At 34.2% G+C, this 13,328-nt stretch carries 12 protein-coding genes; 2 read left to right on the top strand and 10 right to left on the bottom strand.

Features of this window, described 5'->3' with window-relative positions:
• Window positions 1–46 precede the first annotated feature (46 nt).
• The 7 genes from recN to AC3IS6_RS14600 form a co-directional block, all read right to left on the bottom strand.
• Window positions 47–1,699 (bottom strand): DNA repair protein RecN, encoded by a 1,653-nt coding sequence (recN, locus tag AC3IS6_RS14630; protein ID WP_489160377.1) that lies wholly within the window; start codon window positions 1,697–1,699, stop codon window positions 47–49.
• A 49-nt stretch (window positions 1,700–1,748) separates the two neighbouring features.
• A complete protein-coding gene (gene porD, locus AC3IS6_RS14625) occupies window positions 1,749–2,633 on the bottom strand; it encodes a type IX secretion system protein PorD (RefSeq protein ID WP_489160376.1) in 885 nt (294 codons plus the stop codon).
• Between the two features lie 74 nt (window positions 2,634–2,707).
• Complete coding sequence (gene coaBC / locus AC3IS6_RS14620; RefSeq protein ID WP_489160375.1) at window positions 2,708–3,922, bottom strand: bifunctional phosphopantothenoylcysteine decarboxylase/phosphopantothenate--cysteine ligase CoaBC; 1,215 nt, start codon at window positions 3,920–3,922, stop codon at window positions 2,708–2,710.
• Between the two features lie 9 nt (window positions 3,923–3,931).
• Window positions 3,932–4,249, bottom strand: a complete 318-nt coding sequence (locus AC3IS6_RS14615; RefSeq protein ID WP_007807938.1) for a DNA-directed RNA polymerase subunit omega — start codon at window positions 4,247–4,249, stop codon at window positions 3,932–3,934.
• A gap of 9 nt (window positions 4,250–4,258) precedes the next feature.
• Window positions 4,259–5,053, bottom strand: coding sequence for an outer membrane protein assembly factor BamD (locus AC3IS6_RS14610; protein ID WP_173964082.1), 795 nt, complete (start codon window positions 5,051–5,053; stop codon window positions 4,259–4,261).
• A gap of 136 nt (window positions 5,054–5,189) precedes the next feature.
• The gene (gene dapA, locus AC3IS6_RS14605; RefSeq protein WP_489160372.1) at window positions 5,190–6,071 is read right to left on the bottom strand and encodes a 4-hydroxy-tetrahydrodipicolinate synthase; all 882 of its coding nucleotides are present in this window, start codon (window positions 6,069–6,071) and stop codon (window positions 5,190–5,192) included.
• Between the two features lie 16 nt (window positions 6,072–6,087).
• Window positions 6,088–6,600 (bottom strand): DUF6913 domain-containing protein, encoded by a 513-nt coding sequence (locus tag AC3IS6_RS14600; RefSeq protein ID WP_489160371.1) that lies wholly within the window; start codon window positions 6,598–6,600, stop codon window positions 6,088–6,090.
• 47 nt (window positions 6,601–6,647) lie between these two features.
• Here AC3IS6_RS14600 and AC3IS6_RS14595 point away from each other — a divergent pair, with 47 nt between their 5' ends.
• Together AC3IS6_RS14595 and AC3IS6_RS14590 are read left to right on the top strand one after the other, a co-directional pair.
• Window positions 6,648–7,427: a 5'-nucleotidase C-terminal domain-containing protein gene (locus tag AC3IS6_RS14595; protein WP_263360561.1), complete on the top strand. Its 780-nt coding sequence runs from the start codon at window positions 6,648–6,650 to the stop codon at window positions 7,425–7,427.
• Between the two features lie 121 nt (window positions 7,428–7,548).
• Complete coding sequence (locus AC3IS6_RS14590) at window positions 7,549–8,460, top strand: bifunctional metallophosphatase/5'-nucleotidase (protein WP_489160370.1); 912 nt, start codon at window positions 7,549–7,551, stop codon at window positions 8,458–8,460.
• Here AC3IS6_RS14590 and AC3IS6_RS14585 read toward each other — a convergent pair.
• From AC3IS6_RS14585 to AC3IS6_RS14575, 3 genes are all read right to left on the bottom strand, one after another.
• The gene (locus tag AC3IS6_RS14585; RefSeq protein ID WP_489160368.1) at window positions 8,450–9,145 is read right to left on the bottom strand and encodes a hypothetical protein; all 696 of its coding nucleotides are present in this window, start codon (window positions 9,143–9,145) and stop codon (window positions 8,450–8,452) included. The genes AC3IS6_RS14590 and AC3IS6_RS14585 overlap by 11 nt on opposite strands.
• Entirely contained in the window at window positions 9,132–11,138 is a 2,007-nt protein-coding gene (ligA, locus tag AC3IS6_RS14580) for an NAD-dependent DNA ligase LigA (protein WP_489160366.1), read from the bottom strand. Before ligA ends, AC3IS6_RS14585 begins: the two co-directional genes overlap by 14 nt.
• Before the next feature lie 245 nt (window positions 11,139–11,383).
• Window positions 11,384–13,321, bottom strand: a complete 1,938-nt coding sequence (locus tag AC3IS6_RS14575; protein WP_489160364.1) for an OmpA family protein — start codon at window positions 13,319–13,321, stop codon at window positions 11,384–11,386.
• Between the last annotated feature and the right edge of the window lie 7 nt (window positions 13,322–13,328).

The following is a 13,328-nucleotide window of genomic DNA, read 5'->3' as shown; positions in this document are numbered from 1 at the left end:
TCTGATTTTAGTCTAATGGTTATGCGAGCAAATATAATTTAAATATTTAATTTAATAATTCTTTTGCATGATTTAATGCCGAATCAGAGATTTTAGCACCTGATAGCATCTGAGCAATTTCGGTAAGTCTTTCATCCTGAGATAATAGCTTAAGTTCTGATTGTGTATCCTCATCTACAGTAGATTTAGAAACTTTAAAATGAGAATCTCCTTTGGCTGCAATTTGCGGCAAATGGGTTATGGCAAAAATTTGCATAGTAGCACTCATTTCCTTCATAATCTCTCCCATTCTTATCGCTATTTCTCCGGAAACTCCCGTATCTATTTCGTCAAAGATTAAAGTTGGCAATTTTGAATATTGCGCCAAAATTGCTTTTACAGCCAACATAATACGAGACATTTCTCCTCCCGATGCTACTTTTTTAAGCAATCCAAAATCAGTTCCTTTATTAGCAGAAAATAAAAACTGCAATTCATCTTTCCCGTTTTGGAAATAAGTTTCTAAAGGTAAAAGTTCCATATTAAAACGAACATTCGGCATTCCCAACGTCTCTAAGATTGTAATTAACTTTTGCGATAAAACCGGAATTGCATTGGTTCTGTTTTGATTAATTAATCCCGCAAAAACATCTAATTCTGTAATTTTATCCTCGATCGTTTTTGACAACACAGCAATTTCTTCTTCTATATTATCTAATTCAAGTAGTGTATTTTCTAATGTAGCCTGAATTCCAAGTAATTCATCAACAGAAGTTACCTGATGCTTTTTTTGCAAATTATAAATCAACTGCAGCTTCTGACTTACTAACTCTAATTGCGCAGGATCATTTAAAAGCTTCTCAGAAACATTTTGTAGCTCCTTCGAAACATCATCAAACTCAATCGTCAGACTGGTAATTCTCTCAAAAACAGCTTGATATTCCGGCGAAAAAAGCGTTATTTTTTGCAATGCCGTTTTAATTTCATTTAGATTGTGAAAAACACCAAACTGTTCTTCGTTAGCAATTGCCAACGATTTATCTATTGATTCTTTTATAATCTCGACATTGTTTAGTTTTTCAAAATCAGCCTCAAGCTCTTCCTGCTCACCCGATTTTAGCTTAGCAGTAACCAACTCATTTAATAAATAAGTATTATACTCCTGTTCTTTTCCGGAATCACTTTGTTTTTTCAACAAAGCATTTAGTTTGGATTTATCTGATTTGTATCCTTTTAATACATTTTGGTACGATTGAATTGTATCGCCATTATTAGCAATTGCATCAATAATTTTAAACTGAACACTTTCATCCGATAACTCCTGAGTTTGTTGTTGTGAATGAATATCAATCAGAAACAAACTCAAATCCTGCAATTCCTGCAAATTTACCGGACTATCATTAATAAAAGCACGTGATTTCCCTGAAGGTAAAATTTCTCTCCTTATGATGGTTTCATCTTCATAATCAAGATCATTTGCTGTAAAAAAATCTTTTAGGTTGTATTTAGAAATTTCAAATTGTGCTTCAATAACACATTTTTCTTCTTTATTTTTTAATGAAGTTAAATCGGCTCTTTTTCCTAAAACCAATCCTATCGCTCCTAATATAATGGACTTACCCGCACCAGTTTCTCCTGTAATTATAGAAAAACCTCTTGAAAAATCTATAGTTAATTTTTCAATCAGAGCATAGTTTTTAATCGACAAGGACGTTATCATAAAGAATTTGGGAAATATAAAAGTTAATAAAGAAAATAATTAAAATAGATTAAAATTTAATCTGTGACCATTTTGTGGAATTTAAAGGAGAAACTTTATTCAAAACATCTGTTAAATCAGTGATTGGAATACTTGGTCCACCTGAGAATATCGAAACAATTTCATCTGATTTGGCATCAAAGAAAACTCTGGTCAAAAAAGCATTAGGCTTTACCGAATTCAATTTTCCAATAAGCATCAAGGCAGACTTGATTTTTTCTTTTGATGCTTTCAAATCCTGACTCATACCATCTAAACCGGTATGATACAAGAACGTCGTTTGACGTAAATCGTTATACATTGGCGAAATCATATCAGTTATAAGATAATAACGATTCTGAACTCCGTCAGATTGGTTCCAGCCTTTAGATCCACCTTGTTGCGCAACATTTGCAATGTTTTGGGCAGTTTCAAGATATTGATTTCCTGCGCCCATTTGAAAACTATCTGCATCCATTGCTAAAATCAAATAGCTGTAGAAAGAAACTACAGAAACTAAATTTGATTCAAAAGTGGTGGGATTGAACAATAAAGGCTCGTATTCAATATACCTGAAATTAAGATCTTTATCGTTATAATTTAATATTGGGGAAGAATAAGTAGAATTAAAAACCAATCGAGATGATTGCACCTGAATAGTTCCTGAAAACTGATCGGAAGTATTCGAGGACAATGTGATGTACATCGAGCAATTAATTCGTTCGTTTTGTTTTAAGACTGTCCCTGTCCAATCTGTTTTGTTTACAAACTCAGACAGCGAAGTCTGAAGTGTTTTAAAAACCTGTTGATTGGGATTAGGCAATCTTTCTGTATTAATAGTTACAGTGCAATTTAACTGCTGTGCTTGAGTAAAGCTAAAAATTAAGAATGCTAAAAAAGTAACTAGTTTATTCATACGAAAGATATTATTTTGGTTAAAGCACGTAATAGCTTTTACTATTCTTAATCTTTGCTTTTTACTCTAAATCATTATGATTTCGCAAAATGCGAAACCACTTTGTTTAAAATATCAACTGCAACAGACTCTTTTGATTTTAATTCCATTGGCTCAATTTTAAAATCCTGATCAATAAAGGTTACTTTATTGGTTTCTTTTTTAAAACCTGCTCCTTCATCCTGTAAGGAATTTAAAACAATCAAATCTAAGTTTTTTTTCTGAATTTTCAGCTTTGCATTTTCAATTTCATTTTCAGTTTCCAATGCAAATCCAATTAAAAACTGATTTTTCTTGATCGTTCCCAAGGAAGCCAGAATATCTTTTGTTTTTTCAAGCTCTATTGAAAATTCATCTGCAGCTTTTTTAATCTTTTGCGCCGCCACTACTTTAGGCCTGTAATCTGCCACCGCTGCGGCAGCTATTGCCACATCAACATCCTTAAAATATTCATGACAAGCATCATACATCTCCTGTGCTGAAACTACACTGATTACTTCAACCAAATTATTTTTAGCTTTGTAATGTGTCGGTCCAGCAATCAAAATAACCTGAGCCCCTAGGTTTGCTGCTTCATTTGCCAAATCAAAACCCATTTTTCCCGAAGAATGATTTCCTATAAAACGTACAGGATCTATTGCTTCGTATGTAGGTCCGGCAGTAATTAATATTTTTTTTCCTTTTAAAGGCAATTTACTTTCTAAATCAGCTTCCAAAAAAGCAATAATATTCTCTGGTTCAGCCATTCTGCCTTCTCCGGATAAACCGCTGGCTAACTCACCACTTTCAGCCGGAATCATAATATTTCCAAAGCTTTTCAAAGCATTGAAACTGGATAAAACCGAAGGATGTTTGTACATATCCAAATCCATTGCCGGAGCAAAATAAACTGGACATTTCGCCGACAAATAAGTAGCAACTAAAAGATTATCGCTGTTTCCGGTAGTCATTTTAGACAGGGTATTAGAAGTTGCAGGTGCTATCAGCATCAAATCGGCCCAAAGAGCCAAATCAACGTGATTGTTCCAAACAGCATCTTCATCATCCTGATTAAAGAAACTGGAATGTACCGGATTTTTAGATAGTGTAGATAACGTAAGTGGAGTTACAAAATCCTTAGAAGCAGGTGTCATTATCACTTGGACATGTGCACCTGCTTTTATAAAGAGTCGTACTAATGAAGCTGTTTTATAGGCTGCAATTCCACCAGAAACTCCCAGTAAAATTTTCTTCCCGTTTAAAACTGACATTATACTATATTATTTATTTGAACCTCTGTGGTATGTTTTACCGTCTAACCACTCCTGAACTGCTAATGCATGTGGTTTTGGTAATTTTTCGTAAAATTTAGAAACTTCAATTTGTTCTTTATTTTCAAAAACTTCTTCAAGACTGTCATTATAAGTAGCAAACTCTTCTAATTTCTCAGTTAATTCTTTTTTAATTTCAGAATTAATTTGATTTGCTCTTTTAGCCATAATGGTAATTGCCTCATACACATTTCCTGTTGGCTCTTCAATAACTGTTTTATTGTAAGTTATTGTATTTACAGGAGCATTCGTCTTTTTTAAATCCATGACTTTATTTTATTTAGTAAATTTTTGTAAATCTGTTTCCACTCTGGCATTCATTTCATCTGCCTCTTTTTTATACTTAGTAGCACTATTAAACTTAATTAAGTTACCATAAGCTACCTTAGCTACATTTAAACGCTCTTCCATTTTTGACGGAATACTGTTTATTGCCAATTTATATGCTGAATCGTATTTATAAAACAACGCATCTTCTTTTAATGGTGTTCCAGGAAAATCAGCAATAAAATTATCAAAAGCAATTAATGCCGATTTGTAATCTGAAATTGTATTGTATCCTTTAGCATTTTCATATGCTTTTTTCTCCAGTTTACCGTTCAAAACTTTCACTGCTTCATTTGCCTGAACAATGTATTCAGAATTTGGATAGCTTTCAATAAAAGTCTGCAATTTTTCTAAAGCTTTTACAGTATCTGTTTGATCCAAGCTGTAAACAGGGGCTAATTTTGAGTAGCTATAAGCGCCTAAAAAAGCAGCTTCCTGAACTTTTTCACTTCGCGGATATCCCGAAACAAAACTTTCGAACTGATAACCCGCTAAATAATACTGTTTCGTTTTATAATACGATTGCGAAAACATGTAAAATAATTTCTCTGCCTGAGGTTTCCCTCTGTACGAAGGAGCCAATTGTTCAAAAAGACGTATGGCTTTTGAATATTTACCTGCATCATACATTTTTGTTGCAACTTCGAATTTTGCGGCAACATCTTCGTTTTTTAACGCTTTTTGGTATTCACTACAAGAACAAAAAAGGACAACAACAATTAATAGAGATACTATTTTTTTCATTTTCTTACTTTTATTATGATTTCTTAGACAATTATGCCAAAGCAAAATCACACCGAAGTTCCGGTGGCAAATTTAGTTATTAATTTAGCTACTACAAAATATTTTTTGGTATAATAAAATACCGACAATCTCATGCTTATTTTATGCTATTTTTCACAAATTCATTCAATCTGCCTGCTAAAGAATCATCAACGGCCACCAAAGGCAAACGTACTATGTTCTCAGCAATACCAAGGGCTTGAAAGACTTGCTTGATCCCCGCAGGATTCCCCTGCTCAAAAAGCATATCGATACAATCTGACAAAAAGTACTGAGTTTTAAACGCTTCAGTTACCTTTTTATTTAGTCCTAAACGAATCATTTCTGTAAATTCTTTTGGAAAACCTTGTCCAATAACCGAGATTACCCCTGCTCCGCCAGCCAAAACAATCGGCAAAGCAATCATATCATCTCCTGAAATAATAAGAAAATCTTTTGGTGCATTTTTAATCAGCTGCATCGCCTGAACCATATCTCCGGCAGCTTCTTTAATCGCTACGACATTATTAAAATCATTAGCCAGACGGATTACTGTTGACGGCAACATGTTGCTAGAGGTTCTTCCTGGAACATTATATAAGATTACCGGAACCGGAGAAGCTTCTGCAATGGCTTTAAAATGCTGGTAAATTCCTTCCTGTGTTGGTTTATTATAATAAGGAGAAACAGAAAGTATAGCTTCAAAAGCAGAGAAGTCTCTTGTTTTTAATTCGGCTACTATCTGCATGGTGTTATTTCCGCCCACTCCAAGCACCAAAGGCAATCTACCTTTATTAGTGTCGATTACTGTTTGCATCACCAGTTCTTTCTCGTCCTCTGTCAAAGTAGCATTTTCAGCCGTTGTTCCCATGACCACAAGATACTCAACCCCGCCGTCAATCGAAAAATTAACAATGCGCTGCAAAGCTTCAACATCTACTGATAAGTCTTTTTTAAATGGGGTTACAAGCGCAACACCAGTTCCTATTAATGATTGCATATTCTACTTTATAATTTTATTTTATACTCTTTAAATATTTAAACAATTCGTGCACGAAAAGTTTATGATTTTCTATAGCAGTATCAATCATCCATCGATTTAAATCTTTATCTACTGACGTGAATCCTACTTTAAACTTCGCTTTTGATCTGGCGGTTATCATCATCAAAATGGCTGTTTCGATATCATAATAACTAATCAAAAGATCAAATTCTGTTGTTATAAATTCATTTACGAAAGCTGCTGTGATCTCCCCCTTCCAATTGATGTGTTTTCTACCAAAAATAGGCTTTGAATACGTTTTTTTCTCGCTAAATTTACTACTGTACGCTACAATTTTTATGTTCTCAGCCTTGATTCCTTTCGAGATCAACTCCTTTACCAGATCTTCTGAATACTGAAATTCACTTTCATCAATCAGTAAACCAATTGTTTGCACATTACTTGTAAACACTTCATTTTTGACATTATTCAAGTTATTTTTTAATGATTTTTTTACAAAAAATTCCTTTATATAATTTAAAAACATAGTACTTTTACCAGATTACAAAATTAATTATTTAAGTCGCATTTAAGATGGTAAAACTAAAAAAGTATAACGGAGTTTTGAAACTTTTTGTTATATTCTTAACACTTTTTTTTATATTTTCCTGCAGTCAGAAAAATTATAATCTAACAAAAATCGAAGGAAAGCAGCTTCCGATAACCGAAAAAGGAACTGAAACTCCTGCAATTGAAAACTTTATTAAACCTTATCGCGATCACATTAACAAGGATTTAGACAATGTTTTAGCATATTGCCCGGAAACTCTTGACAAAAGCACCGGAAAATGGCAAACAAGTATCGGAAACCTAATGGCTGATGTTTGTGTTGAAAGAGGAAATCTGGTTTTTAAGGCCCGTGAGAACAAAACCATCGATTTGTGTTTATTAAATCATGGTGGTATCAGAGCAATATTGCCTAAAGGAAATGTGACCAACAGAACAGCCTTTGAAATTATGCCTTTTGAAAACAGCATGGTTGTGATGGCTTTAAAAGGAGATCAGATTTTAGAGATGACTGCTTATATTATTAAGGCACAAAAAGCACAGCCTTTATCAGGTATGACTTTTACAATTGCAAAAGACAAAACGGCAAAAAACATTATGATTCAGGGAAAACCTCTTGATCTTAATAAAATTTACTACGTAGCTACAAATGACTATTTAGCAAATGGCGGAGACAGCATGGCTTTTTTTGCAAAAAGCGTTCAGAAATACGATCTAAATTACAAACTTAGAGACGTGCTAATCGATTATTTTAAACAAGTAGATACAATTCCGGTAGCAAAAGACATCCGAATTACAGAAGAATAAAAAGGATAGCCACGAATTTCGCGAATCTACACGAATTTCAATTCTAAAAATTCCAATTCATCTAAATTCGTGACAAAAAAGTTAACAAATTACATTACAGTTTTCGTAAAAAAAATATAAAATGAAAAGAAGAGAATTTATCGAAAAAACAGCTGCAAGTACTGCCTTACTAAGTTTAGGTTTGTCGTTGAGCAGTTTTGAAACCAACGATATTAAACACTTAACCATTCTACATACTAACGACGTTCACAGCCATATTGATCCATTTCCTGCTGATGATCCACGTAACCCTAATAAAGGTGGTGTATCACGCAGAGCAGCACTTATTGAAACGATCCGTAAAGAAAATCCAAATGTACTTTTACTGGATGCCGGTGATATTTTTCAGGGAACTCCTTATTTTAATTATTATGGAGGAGAATTGGAATTTAAACTGATGAGTATGATGAAGTACGACGCATCAACTATTGGAAATCACGATTTCGACAATGGTCTTGACGGACTGCACGCGCAGATGCCTCACGCCAGTTTTGATTTTATCTGTTCGAACTACGATTTTAAAAATACAGTAATGAACGGTCTTGTAAAACCGTACAAAATTTTTAATAAAAACGGAATTAAAGTAGGTGTTTTTGGTTTAGGGATTGAGCTTGCAGGTTTGGTTGATAAACAAATGTACAAAGAAACGATTTACAACAATCCGGTAGAGATTGCGCAGGATATGACGCAGTTATTAAAGAAAGAGGAAAAATGTGATTTGGTTGTTTGTTTATCACACCTTGGTTACAAATACAAGGATGACGAATCTAAAATTTGTGATTTAAAACTGGCAGCTCAAACTCAGGATATTGATTTGATTATTGGAGGCCACACACATACTTTCTTAGACAAACCAACTGTTGTTAAAAACAAAACCGGACAAGAGGTTCTTGTGAATCAGGTAGGTTGTTACGGAATTAATTTGGGAAGAATAGATTTTTACTTTGATAAAGATAAAGCTCATACGAACCAAGGAAAATCGATTATTGTATAACACTTTTCTTTTTTTTGTTTTTATCTTTTTGAAGAAAATACTCAACCATAAAAAAGTACGCCAAAATTTGAGTAGTGTCACGAATCAATACGAGAACAACGGAATAAGTAAAATACTCATTGAAGATGTAAAATATATCTGAAAAGATATAACTAATAGCCATTAATGACATGAGTAAAGCTAAGTGAGTGCCTTTTGTTATGTAACTGACAAATGAAAAATAACTTAGTACACTTAAAACAATTCCGTAGATAGTATAAATTATGCTGAACTGCTTCATATTGTCAAACTTCATCCCCAAAACCGATATCAATAGGTAGACGATAAAAATAACTACTATAGATACAGGCAGAATATCTTTTTTGGCCAGCTTTATTTTTTCATGTTCTCTAAAATAAAGCCGGACAATTAAAAGGTATACTACTAAAAAACATAAGACTCCGCCAAGTTCAGAACTTTCGACATCCATCAGATTAAACACCTGTCCGATAAAGCAAAACAAAAAAATGACGCCTTCAGTTTTTCCTATGCTGAATTCATTGCTAATTAAAAAGTAAATAAAAATAGCCGGAACTACAATGGCTTTGGAATAGATTGCAAATAAATCTAACTGTGCCCATTCAAAAATGATTGTGCACAGTAATGCTAAAAAGAATAAAATTAACGACGGCTTATTCGCTTTCATTTAATTTATTTATAAAATCTTCTTCTGATAAAATAGGGATGTTTAATTTACTGGCTTTTTCTAATTTAGCCGGTCCCATATTATCGCCTGCAACAACAAAATCTGTTTTTGCCGAAATAGAACTTCCTACTTTCCCTCCATTGTCTTCAATCGTTTTCTTCAATTCATCTCTTGAGAATTGAGTAAAAACTCCCGAAACTACAAATGTTTTTCCAACGAATTTTTCGGTAGCGTTTGGATTTATCTTTTCAACAATTTCAAACTGAATTCCGTAGCTCTTAAGGCGTTCAATAATCCTTTGATTTTCTTCATTTTCGAAGAACTCAATTACGCTCTTAGCAATTCTTTCTCCAATTTCATCTACTAAAATCAGATCCATTAAAGTAGCCTGACTCAATGCATTGATATTTTTATAATGTTTCGCCAGTTTTTTAGCGACAGTCTCCCCAACAAAACGAATTCCCAAAGCAAACAAAACGCTCTCAAATGGAATTTCTTTTGATTTTTCAACTCCTTTTACCAGATTCTCGGCAGATTTTTGCGCCATTCTCTCTAAAGGTAAGATATTTTCTACTTTTAGTTCATATAAATCTGCATAATTGTGTACCAATCCATTGTTGAAAAGTAAGGCAACGGTTTCACCGCCAAGGCCTTCAATATCCATTGCTTTTCTAGAAATATAGTGTTGGATCCTTCCAATAATCTGCGGAGGACATCCATAAAAATTAGTACAATAATGATTGGCCTCTCCCTCATTTCGAACTAACTCGGTCTGACATTCCGGACAGTGTGTGATGTATTGGGTGGGTTCTGAATTTTCAGGACGCTTGGACAGGTCTACTGCAATTATTTTTGGAATAATCTCTCCTCCTTTTTCTACAAAAACAGTGTCATTTATTCTGATGTCCAGTTTTTCAATCTGATCGGCATTGTGTAAAGACGCTCTTTTTACTATGGTCCCGGCCAGTTGTACCGGTTCTAAATTGGCGACCGGGGTTATCGCACCCGTACGGCCTACTTGGTATGAAATGGATTGTAGTTTGGTTGAAACCTGTTCTGATTTGAATTTATAGGCTATTGCCCAACGCGGTGACTTCGCCGTATATCCTAATTCTTCCTGATGCTGAATGCTATTTACCTTTACCACTACACCATCGGTTTCATAGGGTAAATCATGACGGTGTACGTCCCAATAATCAATGAAGTCAAAAACTTCCTGCATGTTTTGTACCAGTTTTGCTTCGTTAGGTACTTTAAATCCCCATTTTCTGGCAGATTCCAGTCCTTCAAACTGAGATGCAAATGGCAGATTGTTTCCGGTAACAAAGTATAGCAAACATTCTAGAGGACGTTTGGCAACCTCAGCACTGTCCTGTAATTTCAAACTTCCTGAGGCTGTATTTCTTGGATTTGAATAGGGAGTTTCTCCAATTTCAATTAAGTCCTGATTCATTTTTTCGAAACCTGCAAAAGGTAAAATAATTTCGCCCCTGATATCAAATTTTTCCGGGTAGTTTCCTTTTAACTGCAAAGGAATCGATTTTATCGTTTTAATATTATTGGTTACCTCATCACCTTGAAAACCATCACCTCGGGTTAAAGCCTGTACTAATTTTCCGTTTTCGTAAGTAATACTGATAGAGGCTCCATCGTATTTTAATTCACAGGTATATTGCAGCTCAACATTCCCTAAAACTTTCTGAATTCGGTTCTCCCAATCCAACAAATCCTCTTTCGAATAAGAATTGTCTAAAGAATACATACGGTACTGATGTGCAATTGTTTTAAAATTTTTCGTCACAGTACCTCCCACTCGCTGCGTTGGAGAATTTTCATCAAAAAACTCAGGGTGTTTATTTTCTAAATCCTGAAGTTCTTTTAACTTAATATCAAAATCATAATCAGAAATTGTAGCGTTGTCTAACACATAATAATTATAATTGTGCTGATTAAGTTCGTTTCGTAAAGTCTGAATTGTTTCTTGAATACTCATAAAATTTTAATATACTGGAAGTTGTGATTTTGAATAACTGTATCTCAAAATTAGGATTATTTTTGTTCAAAAACAGTAAAAAACAAAAGTTTTACAAAATCAAAAATCAAGTTGCAAAACAATGCAACTTGATTTTCTTCCTGCCCATTCTTCGTAAAAAGAATTAATAAAAACCAACTTCCAAATGGTCTCTTTCTGTTCCATTTGTATCTTAATAAGCATGGTATTAAAATAATAATGCAACGTTATTTCTGGATTATAATAAAGTCTGAACGTCTGTTTAACAAATGTTCCGCTTCGGTACATTTTACACCATTTTTGCATTTGTTGACTAAGCGGGTCTCTCCATAACCGATAGCACTTTCAATTCTTGAAGCATCAATTCCCTGAGAAAGAATATAATCTCGTGTTGATTTGGCTCTGTTGTCAGAAAGTTTCAAATTATAAGCATCCTTACCTCTGGAGTCTGTGTGTGACTCAATTTTGATTCGGATTTTAGGAAATTTTCGCATGATGAAAACTACTTTCTCCAATTCGGCGGCTGCCAGAGGAGTAATGTCGTATTTGTCATAATCAAAATATATCGGGTTGACATCTACCTTTTCAACTCCTGCTTTCTTCACTACCAAATCATCATAATTACTCAGTTCAAAGTCAACATTGGTAATTTCGGCTTCATTAACTTTGGTTGTTACGACCGCTTTTTCGTCGTCACTGTAATTAAATTTTGAAGCCAGCAAACGTACAGTTTTGTTGCAGGGAACCGTGATTGCATATTTTCCGTCAAAATTTGTTTTTGTTTCAGCCAGAACCGCATTATAAGGGTCATAAGCCACTATAGTAACATCTGATAGCAATGCTTTTGTTTTATGATCAATTGCTTTACCCGAAATGTTCTGATTGCAAATCGGCTGTCCTTTTGTAAAGGAATAAATGTCATCATCGCCTTTTCCTCCGGCTCTGTTTGAAGACACATACCCATAACTCCCGGCTTTATCAATTACAAAAGTAAAATCGTCTTTGTTACTGTTTATCGGAGTTCCCAAATTTTGTGGGGTTGAAAAACTTCCATTCGACAAAAGCTTGCTTTCGTATACATCCAAATCTCCTAAACCATAATGTCCATCGGAAGAGAAATACAATATTCCGTTTCGAAAAAATGGAAAAAGATCATTGCCTATTGTATTGATTTTTGGCCCTAAATTCTCTGGGGAACTCATGGTTCCGTCATTAGCGATTTTTACCACATACAAATCGGTTTCACCATATCCTCCGGGCATATCTGAAGCAAAGAAAAGCATTCGGCCGTCATCACTCAAACTAGGATGCCCAACGGAATAATCGTCACTGTCAAAGAAAATTTTCTGCGGATTTTCAACTTTTTCATTCACTATAGATCCTTTTAGAATCTGAAAGTTATTGATTCTGTCCTGGTCCACTACCAATCTGTTTTTCTTGACAATATTGGTGGAATAGTAAATTGTTTTTCCGCTGGCATCAAAAGAAGCAGTGGCTTCATGATATTTAGTCATTACATTTGGCATAAACAATTTGTCATTGAACAGGCTCCCATCAGCAGGATTTCTCTCGGCTACATACAAATTCAAAAAAGGCTGATTGTTCCAATTGTAGAGTTTATCAGCAAATTTCGTGGTGTCTCTTGCTGATGAGAATACAATTCGGTCCTGAAAAAAAGTAGCTCCAAAATCAGATTTACTGGTGTTGATATCTAAATTTCTAACTTCATAAAGTGACTTTGTTTTGGCGAGACTGTCTATATATTTCTTCTGAGCGACATACCGATTGATCTCTTTTTGATCTCCCTTTTTATTGAGGTATTCTTTGGTAATTTTATGAGCTTCCTCATAATCCATAACAGCTTTCATGGACTGAATGTAACGCAGATAGTAAATGTCGGTTAAGTTATTACCCTGTACCTGATACAATCTTTTATACCATCTAAGGGCATTTCTTGCATCGGAAATAAAATAATAAGAATCTGCAGCATTTTTAATGGTCTGCGCCGATGGGTTCTCGATATTTTGCAAACATTCTTCATAGGCCTTTGATGCGTCTAAATAGGAATAATTCCTAAATAATGCATCGGCCTTTTTTAAATTGGTCTTTTGTGCAAAACTAAAAGTAATGCTCAAGAGCAAACTGAGGATATATAGTTTTTTCATAGGATTT

Source organism: Flavobacterium sp. KH_035, from assembly GCF_057839565.1.
This window is presented reverse-complemented; position numbering and strand designations above follow the sequence as displayed.

What these genes read in the sequence shown, in the direction of transcription:
- AC3IS6_RS14610 (WP_173964082.1), bottom strand. Translation starts at nt 5,053, where the DNA reads ATGAAAAAAATAGTATCTCTATTAATTGTTGTTGTCCTTTTTTGTTCT.
- dapA (WP_489160372.1), bottom strand. Translation starts at nt 6,071, where the DNA reads ATGCAATCATTAATAGGAACTGGTGTTGCGCTTGTAACCCCATTTAAA.
- AC3IS6_RS14575 (WP_489160364.1), bottom strand. Translation starts at nt 13,321, where the DNA reads ATGAAAAAACTATATATCCTCAGTTTGCTCTTGAGCATTACTTTTAGT.
- recN (WP_489160377.1), bottom strand. Translation starts at nt 1,699, where the DNA reads ATGATAACGTCCTTGTCGATTAAAAACTATGCTCTGATTGAAAAATTA.
- AC3IS6_RS14600 (WP_489160371.1), bottom strand. Translation starts at nt 6,600, where the DNA reads ATGTTTTTAAATTATATAAAGGAATTTTTTGTAAAAAAATCATTAAAA.
- coaBC (WP_489160375.1), bottom strand. Translation starts at nt 3,922, where the DNA reads ATGTCAGTTTTAAACGGGAAGAAAATTTTACTGGGAGTTTCTGGTGGA.
- AC3IS6_RS14585 (WP_489160368.1), bottom strand. Translation starts at nt 9,145, where the DNA reads ATGAAAGCGAATAAGCCGTCGTTAATTTTATTCTTTTTAGCATTACTG.
- AC3IS6_RS14590 (WP_489160370.1), top strand. Translation starts at nt 7,549, where the DNA reads ATGAAAAGAAGAGAATTTATCGAAAAAACAGCTGCAAGTACTGCCTTA.
- AC3IS6_RS14595 (WP_263360561.1), top strand. Translation starts at nt 6,648, where the DNA reads ATGGTAAAACTAAAAAAGTATAACGGAGTTTTGAAACTTTTTGTTATA.
- porD (WP_489160376.1), bottom strand. Translation starts at nt 2,633, where the DNA reads ATGAATAAACTAGTTACTTTTTTAGCATTCTTAATTTTTAGCTTTACT.
- AC3IS6_RS14615 (WP_007807938.1), bottom strand. Translation starts at nt 4,249, where the DNA reads ATGGATTTAAAAAAGACGAATGCTCCTGTAAATACAATAACTTACAAT.
- ligA (WP_489160366.1), bottom strand. Translation starts at nt 11,138, where the DNA reads ATGAGTATTCAAGAAACAATTCAGACTTTACGAAACGAACTTAATCAG.